This is a genomic window from Pseudomonas sp. MF6394 (genome assembly GCF_002018845.1).
Lineage (GTDB): Bacteria > Pseudomonadota > Gammaproteobacteria > Pseudomonadales > Pseudomonadaceae > Aquipseudomonas > Aquipseudomonas lactis.
In genome coordinates, this window is the sequence record NZ_MVOJ01000023.1 from 17,476 (window position 1) to 34,387 (window position 16,912).

Here is a 16,912-nt window from a genome sequence, read left to right on the forward strand (position 1 = left end):
CAGTGTCCAACAGGTCATTCGATCATGCGTATCGCGACCCTCACCCTCCTGATGTTACTCACCGGCACGAGCTGGGCAGGCACCATGGCAGTCTCCGCCATGCCCGGTGGTGCGGTGATTTTCAAGAAGGTCGAGAGCATTCGCGAGCGCCGGTTCGCCAACCTGGTGGAACAGAAAACCGATTTCAGCTGCGGTGCCGCGGCACTCGCCACCATCCTGCGCCAAGCCTATTGGCTGGACGTCGACGAAGCACACATCATCAAAGGCATGCTGGTCACCGCCGACCAGGACCTGGTACGAACCCAGGGCTTTTCCATGCTGGACATGAAGCGCTACCTCGAAAGCATCGGCATGCGTGCCCGGGGCTACAAGATCGCGCCCGAGACCCTGCTGACCGTGAAAATCCCCGTGGTGGTGCTGCTGGAAATCCGCGGCTACAAGCACTTCGTGGTGTTGCAACGGGCCGACAAGGACTGGGTGTACATCGGCGACCCCGTATTGGGTCACAAGCGCTATTCCCATGACGATTTCGTCAAAGGCTGGAATGGCATTGTCTTCGCCGTACTGGGCGAGGGTTACGACAAGGCCAACGTCTTGCTCGACCCGCCCCTGCCGCTGACCGCCAAGAGCCAGATGAATGAGTTCCGGCCCGTGGGCGATGCCGAGCTGATGGATTTCGGTTTTATCCAGAGCGACTTCTTCTAGAAGCGCAATAAGGGGCAGGACGCCCCAGGAGCAGCAGATGAACACTTCCCGTTGGCTGACGGTCTTGTGTCTGGCCGCCTCAATGCCTGCTTATGCGTCCTCGGGGTTCAAGCCCATCGAACTCAAGGACGCCGAAATGGCCGAGCTGCGTGGCCGTTACGTGATGCCAGGGCGCATCATCAGCTTTGGCATTGTCATGAGCAGCACCTGGACCAATGCCGAAGGTAGCAACATCACCGGCACGGCCAACATGCAGATCGACAAGAGCACCATTACTCCTCAGTTCTATGTGCAAACCACCGGCTCGACCGGTACCGGTACCCCTCCCAACACGGGCACCGGCAATGTGGTCGGGGGTGCCGGCCTCGGCAGCGGCCAGGGCGTGACCCAAAGTGTACGCACCGCCGGCGATGGCAACGCCGCCTACAACAATGTGGGCATCAACGTCGAGAATGGGGTTACCCCCGCCAATAACCTGCAGTCCGGCCAGGTGCTGGTGGCGGGCGGCACAGTGACCGGCGACAGCGCCGCGGGCCGTGTCAGCGTTTCGGCCAACAATGCCGGCGTGCAGATGGCCATCCAGGCCAATCACAACCAGGGCAACAGCCTGCAACAGATCGGCGCGGGGAACGTGCTGCAAGGCACGGTTTTGACCGGTGACAGCAACCTTGTCAGAAACATCACCCAGATCAACGTAGTCATGAACAATAACGGGCTGAACAACGCCGCGTTGAATTGCAACCTGGATCAACTCAAGGGCCTACGCACGCTCGGTTATTGAACTACGCTGACCCTCGACACTTACGCATTAGAAAAGGACGGCTTATTTCATGCATCGATCGTTATCGCTTCGTGCGGTGGTTTGTTTGAGTACGCTCTTGCCCGCATCCGTGCTGTATGCCGCGCCAGACGCTGACATCGAAACCCTGAAGAAGGAACTGCTGGAACTCAAACAACGGTACGACGTGCAGCAAAAAGCCTTGGCCGTGCTGGAGCAACGCGTGCGCCAGGTCGAGGATCAACCGGCAACGCCTGCCCCCAGGCGCCTGGCTAAATCACCTGCCGACTTCAAGAACGGCGCTAACGCTGTCGCGGCCAGCGGTACGGGCGCAGCCGCAGCGTCCGGTGGCGCTGGCGGAGGTGGCAGCTCCTACGGCCAGGCCCTCAAGGACGACTCGGCCCCTGCGCAAAGTGTGAGCAACCTGTACAACGAAGCCAGCGGCTTTTTCGGCAATGGCAAGTTCAGCGTGGAAACCGGCATCACCTATGCCCGTTATGACGCGCGCCAATTGACCCTCAATGGTTTCCTGGCGCTGGACTCGATCTTTCTGGGCAACATCAACCTGGACCGGATCAAGTCCGACAGCTGGACCCTGGACCTCACCGGGCGCTACAACGTCGACAACCGCTGGCAGTTCGACCTGAACGTGCCGGTGGTATACCGCGAGTCCACCTACCAGTCGGGCGGCGCCGGCAACGACGCCACCGCCACCTCCGAAGGCTCCGTGACCCGCGACCCGACCATCGGCGATGTCAACTTTGGCGTGGCTTACAAGTTCCTCGACGAAACCCCGACCTTGCCGGATGCGGTGGTATCCGTGCGCGTCAAGGCACCGACGGGCAAAGAGCCCTTCGGCATCAAACTGGTCAAGCAACCGAACAACGACAACCTCTACGTACCTGAAAGCCTGCCGACGGGCAACGGGGTCTGGTCGGTCACACCGGGCATCTCCCTGGTCAAGACCTTTGATCCGGCCGTGTTGTTCGGTTCGTTGTCGTACACCCACAACTTTGAAGATTCTTTCGATGACATCAGCAGTGAAGTCAATCAGAAGGTGGGAGGCAAGGTGCGCCTGGGCGACAGCTTCCAGTTCGGGGTGGGCGTAGCGTTTGCCTTGAACGAGAAGATGAGTATGTCGTTCTCGGTGTCCGACCTGGTGCAACGCAAGAGCAAGCTCAAGCCGGATGGCGGCGATTGGCAATCGGTGGTGTCCAGCGATGCCAATGCCGGTTACTTCAACGTGGGCATGACGATTGCCGCCTCGGATAACCTGACCATCGTGCCGAACCTGGCGATTGGCATGACCGATGATGCGCCGGACTTTACGTTCAGCCTGAAATTCCCGTATTACTTCTGATTGGTTTGCCTGCAGGCGGTGTGTCAGTTGCTGCATCTGTGACTGCACTACCGCTATCGCAGGCAAGCCAGCTCCCACACTGGTCATGCATTGCCAACAGAATCAGCGCCTGGCACAGATCCCCTGTGGGAGCGGGCTTGCTCGCGAAAGCGGTGTGTCAGTCACTCAAGCTTTAGCTGAACCACCGCTTTCGCAGGCAAGCCAGCTCCCACATTAATCATGTATTGCCCACAAAATCAGAGCCTGGCACCAATCCCCTGTGGGAGCGGGCTTGCTCGCGAAAGCGGTGTGTCAGTCACTGAAGCTTTAGCTGAACCACCGCTTTCGCAGGCAAGCCAGCTCCCACATTAATCATGTATTGCCCACAGAATCAGCGCCTGACACAGATCCCCTGTGGGAGCGGGCTTGCTCGCGAAAGCGGTGTGTCAGTCACTCAAGCTTTAACTGAACCACCGCTTTCGCAGGCAAGCCAGCTCCCACATTAATCATGTATTGCCCACAAAATCAGAGCCTTGCACCAATCCCCTGTGGGAGCGGGCTTGCCCGCGAAAGCGGTGTGTCAGCCACTGAATATTTAACTGAGCCACCGCTTTCGCAGGCAAGCCAGCTCCCACATTAATCATGTATTGCCCACAAAATCAGAGCCTGGCACCAATCCCCTGTGGGAGCGGGCTTGCCCGCGAAAGCGGTGTGTCAGTCACTGAAGCTTTAGCTGAACCACCGCTTTCGCAGGCAAGCCAGCTCCCACATTAATCATGTATTGCCCACAAAATCAGAGCCTGGCACCAATCCCCTGTGGGAGCGGGCTTGCCCGCGAAAGCGGTGTGTCAGCCACTGAAGCTTTAGCTGAACCACCGCTTTCGCAGGCAAGCCAGCTCCCACATTAATCATGTATTGCCCACAGAATCAGCACCTGGCACAGATCCCCTGTGGGAGCGGGCTTGCTCGCGAAAGCGGTGTGTCAGTCACTGAAGCTTTAGCTGAACCACCGCTTTCGCAGGCAAGCCAGCTCCCACATTAATCATGTATTGCCCACAAAATCAGAGCCTGGCACCAATCCCCTGTGGGAGCGGGCTTGCCCGCGAAAGCGGTGTGTCAGCCACTGAAGCTTTAGCTGAACCACCGCTTTCGCAGGCAAGCCAGCTCCCACATTAATCATGTATTGCCCACAGAATCAGCACCTGGCACAGATCCCCTGTGGGAGCGGGCTTGCTCGCGAAAGCGGTGTGTCAGTCACTGAAGCTTTAGCTGAACCACCGCTTTCGCAGGCAAGCCAGCTCCCACATTAATCATGTATTGCCCACAAAATCAGAGCCTGGCACCAATCCCCTGTGGGAGCGGGCTTGCTCGCGAAAGCGGTGTATCAGCCACTGAATATTTAACTGAACCACCGCTTTCGCAGGCAAGCCCGCACACGCTGGGTCACCCGCCCTAGCGGATCTGGTGTTTGTGCAGCAACCGGTAGAATGTCGGCCGGGAAATCCCCAGCACGCGGGCGGCGACACTGAGGTTGTCGCTGTGCCGGTTGAGCACATCGCACAACGCCTGGCGTTCGGCGCGGTGTTTGTAGTCTTCCAATGTCGCCATCGGTGCCGAAATGACTTGCTGGCCTTGCAGCCCCAGGTCAATCGCCTCGATCTGCCGCCCTTCGGCCAGCACCAGTCCTCGGCGCACGCGGTTGGCCAGTTCACGCACATTGCCCGGCCACGGGTGCTGCCCCATCGCCACCAGGGCCTCTTCGCTGAAACTTCGCGGGCGGCGCCCGGTTTCCTGGCTGTAGAACCGTGAAAAGTGGTTGGCCAGCATCGCCACGTCGCCATGGCGTTCACGCAACGGCGCGGTAACCACTTGCAACACATTCAGGCGGTAATACAGGTCTTCGCGAAAGGCGCCCTTCTCAACCGCCGCCTCAAGGTTGACGTGGGTGGCGGCCAACACGCGTACATCCACCGGGATCGGCTGGCTACCGCCGACGCGTTCGATGTGCTTTTCCTGAAGAAAGCGCAACAAGTTGGCTTGCAGCTCCATCGGCAGATCGCCGATTTCATCGAGGAACAGGGTGCCGCCGTTGGCCGCTTCAATACGCCCGATCTTGCGCTGATGAGCACCGGTAAACGCGCCTTTTTCGTGGCCGAACAGCTCGGACTGGATGAGGTGTTCAGGGATGGCGCCGCAATTGATCGCGACAAACGGCTTGGCGTGCCGCTGGGATTGGCGGTGCAAGGTCTTGGCCACCAACTCTTTGCCCGTGCCACTGTCACCGCGGATCAACACCGGGGATTCCGTCGGCGCCAGCTTGGACAACAACTTGCGCAGCTCACGAATGGGGCGGCTCTCGCCCAGCAATTCATGGGGCTCATCCACCGGCGCGTAGCCCTTGCCACGCAGGCGCGCCATGCCGAACGCACGGCCCAGGGTCACCTGCACCCGGGACACATCGAAGGGCAAGGTGTGGAAGTCGAAGAACCATTCGCAGACAAAATCGCCCACGTTCTGCAAGCGCAGTACATCCTGGCTGAGCACAGCGATCCACTCGGTGCCGCTGCGGCCAATCAACTCCTTTACCGCCTCGGGACGCTCCAAGTGATCACGCTGCAAGCGCAGCAGGCCAACATCGCAGGAGCGCTCACCCACCGCCTCCAAGGCACAGCTGTCGACTTCCCAGCCGGCGGTGCGTAAACCGGGCAATAGCCCGTGGCAGTCGTCACAGGGGTCGACCACCAGTAAGCGGCGTTGGGGGGGCGTCGCAATCATGACTATTCCTTGGCGCCAAGATTATTAAAGTTATTTAGAAACAACAGTTTGTGGCGACTGCTGGTAACCCTAGCAAGATCTTGACGCTGACCTTGTACCCTTTCGCTATAAGTGCGGGCAAAAAGCCAGGCCTGTTTCGTAGCGCGCCAGAAGTTGCTCACCAGTGAAAGGCTTATTGCGCTTTCAAAACAGCCGCTTACATGACGTCAATCAGGGAAAGTTAAAATTTCTTGCCCTAGCATGTGACCCGCACCCCACCATCGTGCATCAGTACAAGTAACCCACCGCACGGTCAGCCCAACCGCCGGTACTCACTTGAATGGGCATACAGAGAGAAGACCCGAATGAACGCTCCGCTGCGCATCAACGAAGCTCTTTTGATTGCAGACCGTGCTTTCCAGCCCTTTCAGTGCGTGGCCTGGCACGATGGCGTTGGCGCCCTCAGCCTGAGCGTCATCGACCGTACCAACACCCGCATCGGCAGCAAACAGTTGTCCTCTACTGCGTATACCGACCCGGCGCAACTTGAAAACCTGTTATTGCAGGCCCGCGCCGAGCTCGATAAAGAGGGTCACCAGTTGCAACACTGGGCAATGCCGAAGTAATTGCATGCAGCAACTTCCAGCCCAAGTAAAACTTGAGCTGGAAGTTGTGCAGCCACACTTCGTCGCTTAACGTGCAGCGAGAATAAAACGCTCGAACGCCTCGGCAGCGCCGTCCTCGACATTACTGCCGGTGACCACATTGGCCTGGCGCTTGACGGTTTCTTCGGCCTGGCCCATGGCAATCGACAACCCCGCCACATGAAACATCGCTGGGTCATTGCCACCGTCGCCAATCGCGGCCGTTTGCGCAAGCGGCACGCCCAGGTGCTCGGCCAGGGTTTTCAAGGCTTCGCCTTTGTTGGCCAGCATCGCAGTCACGTCCAGGTACACCGGTTGCGAACGCGACACCTGGGCCAACCCCTGCACTTTCGGCTGCAATTGCGCCTCCAGTTCCACCAACAACTGGGTGTTGTTGCTGGCGGCGACGATCTTGTCGACCCGGTCCAGGTACGGCTCGAAACTCTCCACCACCACCGGCCCGTAGCCCAAGCCATCGGCTTCGCGCTGCACCATGGGCCCGGGCGGATCACGGCGCAGCCAGTCGCCATCGGCAAACACCCAGACTTCCACGTCCGGCTCGGCCGAAAACAGCGCCAGGGTGATCAGTGCCGCTTCCGCCGGCAGATGGTGGGCAACCAGGATGCTGCCATCCGGGTTGACCAACGTGCCGCCATTGAAGCCCGCCACCGGCACGTCAATACCGAAGGTTTCGATCAAATGCCGCATGGCCTTGGGCGGACGCCCGCTGGCCAGGCTGAAAAGCACCCCGGCCTCGCGCATGGCGCGGATGGCATCGGCGGTGCGTTGGCTGAGGCTGTGGTCGGGATGCAATAGCGTCCCGTCCACATCACTGAGGACAAACCGGATGGGTTGAATCGTCGCGTCACTCATCCGAGGCTATGCCAGGCGCGGCCATCGCGGGCCAGCAAGGCATCGGCCGCCGCCGGGCCATCTTCACCGGCCTTGTAGGCCTGGATACCGTCATCTTGCTTCCACGCATCCAGGAACGGCTGCACCGCACGCCAACCGTTCTCGATGTTGTCGGCACGCTGGAACAAGGTCTGGTCGCCGGTCATGCAGTCGTAGATCAGGGTTTCGTAACCCGTCGACGGCTGCATCTCGAAGAAGTCCTTGTAGTCAAAGCCCAATTCGATATTGGCCATCTCCAGGGTTGGCCCAGGCTGCTTGGCCAACAGGTCGAACCACATGCCTTCGTTCGGCTGGATCTGGATCTTCAGGTAAGTGGGCTTGAGCTCATCGACCTCGGTATCGCGAAATTGCGCATAAGGCGCCTGCTTGAAGCAGATCACAATCTCGGTGTCGCGGATGCTCATGCGCTTGCCGGTACGCAAGTAAAACGGCACACCGACCCAACGCCAGTTATCAATCATCACTTTGAGCGCCACGAACGTCTCGGTGCTGCTATCAGGCGCGACGTTGGCTTCTTCGCGATAACCGGGCAATGGCTTGCCGGCGATTTCGCCAGCGGTGTATTGGCCGCGCACGGAGTTGGCCCGCGCATCTTCCAGCGACCAGGGGCGGATCGCACCGACCACTTTGGCCTTCTCACCCCGCACTGCATCGGCGCCAAAGGCGGCCGGCGGCTCCATGGCGACCATCGCCAGCAACTGGAACAGGTGGTTGGGCACCATGTCCCGCAGTGTGCCGGTCTTCTCGAAGAAGTTGCCCCGGGTTTCCACGCCGACGGTTTCAGCGGCGGTAATTTGTACGTGATCGATGTAGTGGTTGTTCCAGAACGCTTCGAACAGCACGTTGGAGAAACGGCTGACCAGGATGTTCTGCACCGTCTCCTTGCCCAGGTAATGGTCGATGCGGTAGATCTGCTTCTCGCTCATCACCTTGAGCAGGCAGGCGTTGAGCGCCTCGGCGGTGGCCAGGTCGGAGCCGAACGGCTTCTCGATGACCACGCGGCGAAAGCCATCGTCGGTTTCATTCAACAAGCCGGCACTGCCCAGGCGCTGCACCACCTCACTGAAGAAGCGCGGTGCAGTGGCGAGGTAGAACACTGCATTGCCGGTGCCGCTGTCAGCGATCTTGCTGGCGATATCGGCATAGGTGCTGTCGTCGAGGAAGTCGCCCTCGACGTAGCTGATGCCCTTGGCCAATTGCGCCCACAACGCAGGGTCGAGGGCGTTTTCGGCATTGCCCCTGACCTTGCTGGAGGCTTCGGTACGAATGAAGTCTTCGAGTTTCTTGGCAAAGTCCGCATCGCTGATGGCGTTGTGATCAACGCCGACAATACGCAGGCCATCGCCCAGCAACCCGTCGCGGCTCAGGTTGTACAGCGCCGGCATGAGCAGGCGCTTGACCAGGTCGCCATGGGCGCCAAACAGAAACAACGTGGTGGGTGGAGCAGGTTCGGCCTTGGGTTTTTTGCCGTTGGCGGTCATTTTTTGGAAGTCTCCACATGGCCACCAAAGCCGAAGCGCATGGCAGACAGCATTTTGTCACCGTAGGTGCTCTGCTGGCGGGAACGGAAACGCGCGAACAGCGAGGTCGACAACACTGGAACCGGCACCGCCTGCTCCATGGCCGCTTCGATAGTCCAACGGCCTTCACCGCTGTCGGCCACGGAGCCTGAGTAGCCGTCCAGTTTCGGGTCGGTGGCCAGGGCGTCGGCGGTCAGGTCCAGCAGCCAGGACGACACCACGCTGCCACGACGCCAGACTTCGGCGATGTCGCCGACGTTTAGGTCAAAGCGCTGGTCTTCTGGCAGGTTCTCCGAGTTCTTGGTCTTGAGGATGTCAAAACCTTCGGCAAACGCCTGCATCATCCCGTACTCGATGCCGTTGTGGATCATCTTGACGAAGTGGCCCGAACCCGCTGGGCCGGCGTGGATGTAACCCTGCTCGGCACGTGGGTCGGCAGAGGCCGAACGGTCCTTGGTGCGCGGGATGCTACCCAGGCCCGGCGCCAGGCTTTTGAAGATCGGGTCGAGACGATTCACGGTCTCGGTGTCGCCACCGATCATCATGCAATAGCCACGCTCCAGGCCCCAGACGCCGCCCGAGGTGCCCACGTCCACATAGTGCAGGCCCTTTTCAGCCAGGGCCTTGCCGCGACGCACGTCGTCCTTGTAGTTGGTGTTGCCGCCGTCGATGATCACATCGCCGTCTTCCAGCAGTTCGCTCAGCACGTTGATGGTGTCTTCGGTGGGCGCGCCCGCCGGCAACATGACCCAGACAGCGCGAGGCTTTTGCAGGCCGGCCACCAGCGCTTTCAAGTCGGCGACGCCGGTGGCGCCCTCCTCGCTCAGGGCTTTGACGAAGGCTTCGTTACGGTCGTATACAACGGTGGTATGCCCATTGAGCATCAGGCGCCGCGCAATGTTACCGCCCATGCGGCCTAGTCCGATAATCCCCAGTTGCATGTGCTGATGCTCCTAACTTCTAAAAAATGTGTGACATAGTTTATAGCGCAATGAGGCTAATGAGGGTTAGTCCAGAGCGGATCCGTGTAGTTTCATGACAAAAAAGTTGCCATCGTTTCACCATCACCCCGGCAAAAGTCACACGACCACCAAAAATAAAAAAGTTCCCTTGCAGCGAAAAAGAATTCAAACTTGCTTCCGACTGTTGCCAAAAACCTGTTTTGGCACCGCGATCTACCGGCTATTTGCGAGGTAAGCAATGAGCACAGCACAGATGACCCGTCCGCCACAGACCCTCTACGTCACTATCCGTCGCGATGAACTGCGCCAGTTGAAAGACGAGCGTGATCAGTTGCAACAGGAAGTCCTGCGCCTGCGTTCACACCTTCAAGCCCATCTCGATCAGCCGTCGGATGCCAAGCCTGCGCTGTGCTGAAGCCCGCGCCAGTAGCCTTGTAAGGCAATACCTACAGAAAACTCACAAAGTTTTCACACTCCCCTCTTGATACTCCCGTTCCGCGATGCCGCTCACTTCCTGGGCGGCCCGATGTTGCGCGCCTGTGCGCGACAATCTTTTTCTGATGGGGCGCTGGATGGCGATGTTCAAACGCAGCACGACGACTGCGAAAGGCTTTGATTGGGCCGGCCTTGGCTGGTTATTCCTGTTTTTCTGGTATTTCTCGGGTATTACCCAACTTCTTATCCAACTGACCGGCACCTCCGGCTTCAGTGGCTTCCGCCAGGCCTTCTTCATGAGCGCGCTGTGGCTGGCGCCGATGTTGCTGTTCCCGCGTCGTACTCGCCTGCTCGCCGCCTTGATCGGCGTGGTGCTGTGGGCGTGCTCCATGGCGAGCCTGGGTTATTTCTTCATTTACCAGCAGGAATTCTCCCAGAGCGTCATCTTCATCATGTTCGAGTCGAACATCTCTGAAGCCGGCGAATACGCGACCCAATATTTTGCCTGGTGGATCGTGCTGGCGTTCATTGCCCACACCGCCTTCGCCATCTTCCTGTGGACGCGCTTGCGCCCGGTGTACCTGCCGCGCGGCCAGTCGATCGTGGCAGCCATTGCCATCGTCCTGGCAGTGGTGGGTTACCCACTGGTCAAGCAGATCGCCACCAGCGAAACCATGGAATTGGCCATCGACCGTTTCGAAACCCGCATTGAGCCTGCCGTGCCTTGGCAGATGATCGTCGCCTACCGTCGCTACACCGAGCAGTTGGACAACATGCAAGGCATGCTCACCAGTGCGAGCAAGATCCCACCCTTGAACAACCTCAAGGACAGCATGGCCGGCCAGCCGTCTACACTGGTCCTGGTGATCGGCGAGTCGACCAACCGCCAGCGCATGAGCCTCTACGGCTACCCGCGCAACACCACGCCGGAACTGGACAAGCTGCGCGACCAACTGGCCGTGTTCGATAATGTCATCACCCCGCGCCCCTACACCATTGAAGCGCTGCAACAGGTGCTGACCTTCGCCGACGAAGAAAACCCGGACCTGTACCTCAAGACGCCGTCGATTGTCAGCGTGATGAAACAGGCCGGCTACAAGACCTTCTGGATCACCAACCAGCAGACCATGACCAAACGCAACACCATGCTCACGACCTTTTCCGAACAGGCCGACGAGCAGGTGTACTTGAACAACAACCGCAACCAGAACGCCCGTCAGTACGACGGCGATGTACTGGCGCCGTTTTCCAAGGCCCTGGCCGATACCGCCGAACGCAAGTTCATCGTGGTGCACCTGCTGGGCACTCACATGAGCTATCAGTACCGCTACCCGCAAACTTTCGACAAGTTCACCGACCGCCAGGGCGTGCCGGCGGGTGTCAGCGATGCGCAACTGCCGACCTACAACAGCTATGACAACGCGGTGCTGTACAACGACTTCGTGGTCTCCAGCCTGATCAAGGACTACGCCAAGACCGACCCCAACGGCTTTTTGCTGTACCTCTCGGACCATGGCGAAGACGTGTTCGACTCGGCCGGCCACGACACCTTGGGCCGTAACGAAGGCAAGCCGACTGCGCCGATGTACACCATCCCGTTCATGGCCTACGCCTCGCCAAAATGGCGCGAAAGCCACGACTGGAGCTTTGCCGGCGACCTGCAACGGCCGTACAGCAGTTCCCAGTTGATCCACACCTGGGCCGACATGGCAGGCTTGAGTTTCGACGAGTTGGACCACAGCAAGAGCCTGGTCAGCGACAGCTTCAAGCCACGCCCCTTGCTGATCGGCAACCCTTACGAAACCAAGCAGAAGGCACTGATCGACTTCAGCCTGATCAAGCCCAAGAAGGCCGACGGCGCCGAAGTGGTGGCCAAATAAGCCAGGGTCTTGTAACAGAAAGATAACAATCATTCTCGTTTGAGCCTAAAGTTCCGCAACTCCTTTCGTCTTTGAACCAAGCCCTCCCTGCCTGGGGAGGTTTCGAAGACGACAAGGAGTCAGCAGCGATGTTCGCGCCCTTCACCCGTTCCATGACCTTCACCCTCGGCCTGTTCAGCCTGGCGCTGAGCCCGGATTCGCTGGCAGGCACCGACCCCGATACAGCCCCCGCCAAAGCCCTGGAACTGGGCGCTACCACCATCAGTGCCGACGGCCTGGGCGCGACCACTGAGCATACCGGGGCCTACACCACCGGTTCGATGAGCACCGCCACGCGGCTGAACCTCTCCGTCAAGGAAACCCCGCAATCGATCTCGGTGGTCACACGCCAGCAGATGGACGACTTCAATCTCAATACCCTGACGGATGTGTTGCGCCAGACCACGGGAGTCAACGTCCAGCATTACGACTCCGACCGTGTCTACTATTCCGCCCGAGGCTATGGCATCAACAACTTCCAGGTTGACGGGATGCTCAACACGTTCGGCCTCATGAAGACCGACGCCGATACCATCATCTACGACCGCATCGAAGTGGTGCGCGGCGCGACGGGCCTGACCACGGGCGCAGGCGACCCATCGGCCACCGTCAACATGGTGCGCAAGCGCCCTACCGCCCAGTGGCAGGCTAAGACCGGCATCAGTGGCGCCAGCCATGACAACTACTACAGCTACGTCGACGTGGGCGGCCCGCTGGCGTTCGACGGCAAGTTGCGCGGGCGCAGCGTACTGGCCTACCGCGACAGTCGGTCCTTTCGTGACAACTATGGGCTGCAGCGGGCAGTGGGCTACGGCATTCTGGAGGCTGACCTTTCCGACGATACCGTGCTGGCCGCAGGCTTTGATTACCAAAACAAACAGGTACAAGGCACCTCCTGGGGCACAGTGCCCTACTGGAACAGCCAGGGCGGCAAGGCCAGGCTGCCCCGCTCCACCAATATGGCGGCGCACTGGAGCTCCTGGCCGCTGACCGACAAGACCACCTTTGCCACCCTCGACCATCGGCTCGGCGGCGACTGGCACTTGAAGGCCGCCTACACCCATCGCCAGAGCGACACCGACGGCAAGGTGTATTACGGCGGCGACGGTTTCCCCAACCCCGACCGCAGCGGCATGACGGCCTGGGCCAGCCATATGCGCGGCACCTCGCGCATGGAGGCCATCGACCTCAACCTGGCCGGCAGCTACACGCTGCTGGGCCGCGAACATGCACTGATGATGGGCTATGGTGAAGCTGCGCAACGGGATGTCTCGCCCTTTATGCGCAGCGACCTGCCAGCCAGCTACTACCCCATCCAGGACTGGAAGCACATGGGCGGCATCGGCAAGTTCACCGACCACGTGACCGACCTGAAAGGTGAGCACAGCAAGAAGCAACAAAAAGCCGGCTACCTGGCCACGCGGCTGAGCCTCACGGACCGCTTGCACGCCGTGCTGGGCAGCCGTTACGGCAGTTGGGAGCTGGAAAGCGCAGAGCCCAAATACGACGCCAACGACCAACTGACCGCTTCGGGCAAAACCAGCCAGACCCACAATGATATGTGGACGCCCTACGCCGGCCTGCTCTACGACATCACGCCGCAGTACACCGTCTACGCCAGCTATACCGACATCTTCAAACCCCAGAGCAACCGTGATGCCAACAAGAAGTACCTGGAGCCGGTGGTCGGCAGTAACTACGAAGTGGGCCTCAAGGGCAGCGTACTGAACGAGCGCTTGAACCTGGCCGCTGCGTACTTCTGGAGCACCCAGGACAACGTCGCCGAGCGGGATGACTCCGTCCCGCCCAACCCGGTGACGGGCGAGGAGTACTACAAATCCGCCGGCAAAGGTAACAAGGTCAACGGCTTTGAGCTGGAAGCCGCCGGGGAAATCACGCCGGACTGGAACCTGGCCGCCGGCTATACCTACACCCATTCGGTCAATGGCTCGGACAACCGCAACAACACCAGCCAACCCTTGAACCTGGTGAAGATCTCCAGCGCCTATCGCCTGCCGGGCTCCTGGCGCAAGCTGACCGTCGGCGGCGCAGTGAACTGGCAGAGCGAGACCTACGACTTCAGCAACCGCCCGACCGGGCAGCGCAACAGCGAAGGTCGGCCGATAACCACCCGGGCGAAAATCACGCAACAGGGCTATACCGTGGTCAACCTGATGTCACGCTACCAGTTCGACGAACAGGTTTCGGCGTCGGTCAACGTGAACAATCTCTTTGATAAGCAATACTACGAGCGCGTTGGTTTTTATAACGGTGTGTATTGGGGCGAGCCGCGCTCCGTCACGTTGGCGCTGGATTGGAAGCTGTAGCCGCGCACGTTGAAGTTAACGAAACTGTTAACTTCAACTGCACTTTCAGTTAATTCCCACTTAATAGGATAACGCCATAGTCGCTCCATGATCTGATCACGGAGCGACCGGACACCTATCACTTTTAATGGGAATACCGCAATGAAACTGTCGACCTTGATGCTGGCCAGCCTGATGACCCTGACCTCCGCCGCCGCCTTTGCAGAGGGCGGTGCAGAGCGTTCCAAGGAGTTCTACAACAACTTCAGCTTCATTCAGGAAAAAACCCACGGCAAGGCTGAACAGCAAGTTGCCAGCGCCGATGGCAAATCGGTTAAGTCTGAGACGGTTGATCAGACGCAACCGAACAGCTGAGTTAATACTTACTTAATCCGTAGCACCCTGCGCCATTCTGCTCCGTTGGCGAAGGTTTATTGGGCGCCATTTAATGGCGCCTTTTTTTTGCCGATTATTTATTACAACGGTTTATGCCAGAACAGCATTCGCCCATGGGCGGGATCAAACACTGAGTCGTCAAACCCGAACTTGCGGTATGCCGACTGTGCCAGGGCATTACCTTCCAGCACTTCGAGGGTGATCTTGCAGCAACCACGCTGCCGGGCGATTTCCTCGACCTTTTGCAGCATCTTCTGACTCAGGCCCAAGCCGCGAAATTGCTCCTTCACCACCACATCGTGGACGTTGACCAAGGGCCGGCAGGCGAAGGTCGAGAAGCCTTCAAAGCAATTGACCAACCCCGCTGGCTCCCCCCCGACAAACGCCAGCACGCTGAACGCGTGGGGGCGCTTGGCCAGTTCGGCGGGCAGTTGCTGCAAGAGATCGGCGGGCAGGCTGTGGCCGCCGCCCATCGGATCTTCAGCGTAATGGTTGAGCAGCAGGCCAATGGCGTCGGCGTGCACGGCGTTGGTATAGCTGGCTTGCAGCACCAGGATGTCTGGGGTGTCCATGTCCTTCCTCGATAGCGACAACCAGGGAATCGTTTCCCTTTGAGAGGGGCGATTGTAAGCGTGGAGTCGGCAGTAGATGAAGGAGATAAGCGACAAATAGCTGACAGAAAGTGCGAAGGTTACGCGCATCAAAGCGCGCAATGAGCCCGCAAGCGGCGATTTTTCCTAGGTGGCGAAGCGTTGCAGTTGCATCTCCTGCAGCCGGCTCAGGGTGCGACGGAAAGGAAATTCCAGGTAACCATCGGTGTACAGGTGCTGCAACGGCACACGGGCTTCGATAAAGAGCGGCACCTTGCGGTCGTAGCACTCGTCTACCAAGGCGATAAAGCGACGTACGCTGTCATCGTGCACCGACAACTGCGGCAACTCTCGATCCCCGGCTTCTACGCGTTCGGCGCCGTCTTCAGTGCCACGGGCAATTCGGCCCGGGCGTTTCTGTGCACTAAGGTTGGGGACGTCTCCCAGCAGGATGGCGCGGAAGCGATCACACAACAGCATGAAATCCATGGCGGCCAGGGGCTGCTCGCACAGGTCCGCATAGCGACACCAAAGCACGGTGTCACTGGCCTGGACCGTCATGATGGTGCGGTGCCCTACGTTTACCGCCCCGCTGGTCACGGTTTGGCCTTGGCTCAATTGCTGGAACACCGCCGCCAGTGCCTCGGGTTGATTCACCCAATAGCGCTGCATGCCCACGCCGGGATGCAAGCGATGATCCTCGCCACCGTCCACGGCCACCACCTGCATATGCTGCTTGAGCGCATCGATGCCCGGCAGGAAACGCTCACGGTTGAAGCCATCGGCATACAACTGGTCGGGCGGCTGGTTGGACGTGCACACCATCACCACGCCTTCCTCGAACATCACCTGGAACAGCCGGCCGAGAATGATCGCGTCACCGATATCGTTCACAAACAGCTCGTCGAAGCACAGTACGCGCACGGCCTGGCTCAGCTCCCGTGCCAACGCATGCAAGGGGTCCTGGGTGCCCGTGAGCTGGAATAAGCGCTGGTGCACCCACGCCATGAAGTGGTGAAAATGCTGGCGCCGCGCAGGCACGCGCAGGCTTTGGTAGAACTGGTCCATCAGCCAGGTCTTGCCGCGCCCCACGGGCCCCCACAGGTACACGCCAGCAATCGGTGAACGCCCTTGGTGCAAGGCCTCGTGACAGGCTTGCAGGGCTTGGACCGCCCGGCGCTGGGCGTCGTCGGCGACAAAACCCGGCTGGGTGATGGCATATTGATAAGCGGCGAGGGGCGAGTCGAAAGTCATGTTTGCCAGTATGACTGATAGACCGTATATGTACTCAGCTTGATCTCACATCCCGGCATAGATATCGACGCTCCCGTGACGGCCTGCCAACCGACGCCTATCTACCTGGCACCCCACGATCCAACTGTGGGAGCGGGCTTGCTCGCGAAGGCGGCCTGACAGTCAACACAGTTGGATGGTGTACATATCCATTGCTGCGGTAACGGCCACCCAGGGTTCCGCTCTGACAGCGGGTCACTTTTGGAAAAGAGCCCCAAAAGTAACCAAAAGGGCTCTTGCCCCACCACTCGGCACCTCGCTTAGGCTCGGTGTGCCCGTAATCCGCCAGTGATTTGGGGGGCCGCCTGAGATCAAAAGCAGATCAAGATCAAGGGCGGCTCGCTTCGCATCGTGGTTAG

At 59.5% G+C, this 16,912-nt stretch carries 14 protein-coding genes; 8 read left to right on the forward strand and 6 right to left on the reverse strand.

All coding sequences use genetic code 11. The features are described 5' to 3' along the window. Window positions 1-24 precede the first annotated feature (24 nt). From MF6394_RS21545 to MF6394_RS21555, 3 genes are read left to right on the forward strand one after another with little or no spacing between them, the layout of a single operon-like run. Window positions 25-705 carry a C39 family peptidase gene (locus tag MF6394_RS21545; protein WP_044273466.1) on the forward strand — a complete coding sequence of 227 codons (681 nt, stop codon included), beginning with the start codon at window positions 25-27 and terminating at the stop codon, window positions 703-705. Window positions 706-742: 37 nt separating this feature from the next. Next, entirely contained in the window at window positions 743-1,486 is a 744-nt protein-coding gene (locus MF6394_RS21550) for a hypothetical protein (RefSeq protein ID WP_047710721.1), read from the forward strand. A 49-nt stretch (window positions 1,487-1,535) separates the two neighbouring features. Further along, entirely contained in the window at window positions 1,536-2,843 is a 1,308-nt protein-coding gene (locus tag MF6394_RS21555) for a hypothetical protein (RefSeq protein WP_003190888.1), read from the forward strand. Between the two features lie 1,431 nt (window positions 2,844-4,274). Here the strand turns inward: MF6394_RS21555 and MF6394_RS21560 are convergent. Next, window positions 4,275-5,597, reverse strand: coding sequence for a sigma-54 dependent transcriptional regulator (locus MF6394_RS21560; RefSeq protein ID WP_032892090.1), 1,323 nt, complete (start codon window positions 5,595-5,597; stop codon window positions 4,275-4,277). Between the two features lie 344 nt (window positions 5,598-5,941). On the opposite strand from MF6394_RS21560, the gene MF6394_RS21565 reads away from it, so the two are divergent. Further along, complete coding sequence (locus MF6394_RS21565; RefSeq protein WP_032892091.1) at window positions 5,942-6,202, forward strand: hypothetical protein; 261 nt, start codon at window positions 5,942-5,944, stop codon at window positions 6,200-6,202. Window positions 6,203-6,268: 66 nt separating this feature from the next. On the opposite strand, the gene MF6394_RS21570 is transcribed toward MF6394_RS21565, so the two are convergent. Genes MF6394_RS21570 through gnd form a run of 3 tightly spaced genes read right to left on the reverse strand, consistent with a single transcriptional unit; the run spans window position 6,269 to window position 9,593 of the window. Then, window positions 6,269-7,093 carry a Cof-type HAD-IIB family hydrolase gene (locus tag MF6394_RS21570; protein WP_014718745.1) on the reverse strand — a complete coding sequence of 275 codons (825 nt, stop codon included), beginning with the start codon at window positions 7,091-7,093 and terminating at the stop codon, window positions 6,269-6,271. Then, on the reverse strand, window positions 7,090-8,613 hold the full coding sequence (gene zwf, locus MF6394_RS21575) for a glucose-6-phosphate dehydrogenase (protein ID WP_003190883.1): 1,524 nt from the start codon (window positions 8,611-8,613) through the stop codon (window positions 7,090-7,092). The genes MF6394_RS21570 and zwf overlap by 4 nt, the downstream gene beginning before the upstream one ends. Next, window positions 8,610-9,593, reverse strand: coding sequence for a phosphogluconate dehydrogenase (NAD(+)-dependent, decarboxylating) (gene gnd / locus MF6394_RS21580; protein WP_078467491.1), 984 nt, complete (start codon window positions 9,591-9,593; stop codon window positions 8,610-8,612). The genes zwf and gnd overlap by 4 nt, the downstream gene beginning before the upstream one ends. A gap of 259 nt (window positions 9,594-9,852) precedes the next feature. On the opposite strand from gnd, the gene MF6394_RS34230 reads away from it, so the two are divergent. The 4 genes from MF6394_RS34230 (at window position 9,853) to MF6394_RS21595 (ending at window position 14,649) form a co-directional block, all read left to right on the forward strand. Beyond that, complete coding sequence (locus tag MF6394_RS34230; protein WP_153475996.1) at window positions 9,853-10,029, forward strand: DUF6026 family protein; 177 nt, start codon at window positions 9,853-9,855, stop codon at window positions 10,027-10,029. Between the two features lie 157 nt (window positions 10,030-10,186). Further along, window positions 10,187-11,929, forward strand: coding sequence for a phosphoethanolamine transferase CptA (locus MF6394_RS21585; protein WP_032892095.1), 1,743 nt, complete (start codon window positions 10,187-10,189; stop codon window positions 11,927-11,929). Between the two features lie 128 nt (window positions 11,930-12,057). Continuing rightward, window positions 12,058-14,295 (forward strand): TonB-dependent siderophore receptor, encoded by a 2,238-nt coding sequence (locus tag MF6394_RS21590; protein ID WP_069558840.1) that lies wholly within the window; start codon window positions 12,058-12,060, stop codon window positions 14,293-14,295. Window positions 14,296-14,436: 141 nt separating this feature from the next. Then, window positions 14,437-14,649: a hypothetical protein gene (locus MF6394_RS21595; RefSeq protein WP_003190877.1), complete on the forward strand. Its 213-nt coding sequence runs from the start codon at window positions 14,437-14,439 to the stop codon at window positions 14,647-14,649. Between the two features lie 101 nt (window positions 14,650-14,750). Here MF6394_RS21595 and MF6394_RS21600 read toward each other — a convergent pair whose 3' ends face one another. Together MF6394_RS21600 and zapE are read right to left on the reverse strand one after the other, a co-directional pair. Then, complete coding sequence (locus MF6394_RS21600; RefSeq protein ID WP_003190875.1) at window positions 14,751-15,242, reverse strand: GNAT family N-acetyltransferase; 492 nt, start codon at window positions 15,240-15,242, stop codon at window positions 14,751-14,753. Window positions 15,243-15,407: 165 nt separating this feature from the next. Then, a complete protein-coding gene (gene zapE, locus MF6394_RS21605) occupies window positions 15,408-16,514 on the reverse strand; it encodes a cell division protein ZapE (RefSeq protein ID WP_078467492.1) in 1,107 nt (368 codons plus the stop codon). Between the last annotated feature and the right edge of the window lie 398 nt (window positions 16,515-16,912).

Coding starts and splice junctions, on each gene's coding strand:
- MF6394_RS21545 (WP_044273466.1), top strand. CDS start 25: ATGCGTATCGCGACCCTCACCCTCCTGATGTTACTCACCGGCACGAGC.
- MF6394_RS21550 (WP_047710721.1), top strand. CDS start 743: ATGAACACTTCCCGTTGGCTGACGGTCTTGTGTCTGGCCGCCTCAATG.
- MF6394_RS21555 (WP_003190888.1), top strand. CDS start 1,536: ATGCATCGATCGTTATCGCTTCGTGCGGTGGTTTGTTTGAGTACGCTC.
- MF6394_RS21560 (WP_032892090.1), bottom strand. CDS start 5,597: ATGATTGCGACGCCCCCCCAACGCCGCTTACTGGTGGTCGACCCCTGT.
- MF6394_RS21565 (WP_032892091.1), top strand. CDS start 5,942: ATGAACGCTCCGCTGCGCATCAACGAAGCTCTTTTGATTGCAGACCGT.
- MF6394_RS21570 (WP_014718745.1), bottom strand. CDS start 7,093: ATGAGTGACGCGACGATTCAACCCATCCGGTTTGTCCTCAGTGATGTG.
- zwf (WP_003190883.1), bottom strand. CDS start 8,613: ATGACCGCCAACGGCAAAAAACCCAAGGCCGAACCTGCTCCACCCACC.
- gnd (WP_078467491.1), bottom strand. CDS start 9,593: ATGCAACTGGGGATTATCGGACTAGGCCGCATGGGCGGTAACATTGCG.
- MF6394_RS34230 (WP_153475996.1), top strand. CDS start 9,853: ATGAGCACAGCACAGATGACCCGTCCGCCACAGACCCTCTACGTCACT.
- MF6394_RS21585 (WP_032892095.1), top strand. CDS start 10,187: ATGGCGATGTTCAAACGCAGCACGACGACTGCGAAAGGCTTTGATTGG.
- MF6394_RS21590 (WP_069558840.1), top strand. CDS start 12,058: ATGTTCGCGCCCTTCACCCGTTCCATGACCTTCACCCTCGGCCTGTTC.
- MF6394_RS21595 (WP_003190877.1), top strand. CDS start 14,437: ATGAAACTGTCGACCTTGATGCTGGCCAGCCTGATGACCCTGACCTCC.
- MF6394_RS21600 (WP_003190875.1), bottom strand. CDS start 15,242: ATGGACACCCCAGACATCCTGGTGCTGCAAGCCAGCTATACCAACGCC.
- zapE (WP_078467492.1), bottom strand. CDS start 16,514: ATGACTTTCGACTCGCCCCTCGCCGCTTATCAATATGCCATCACCCAG.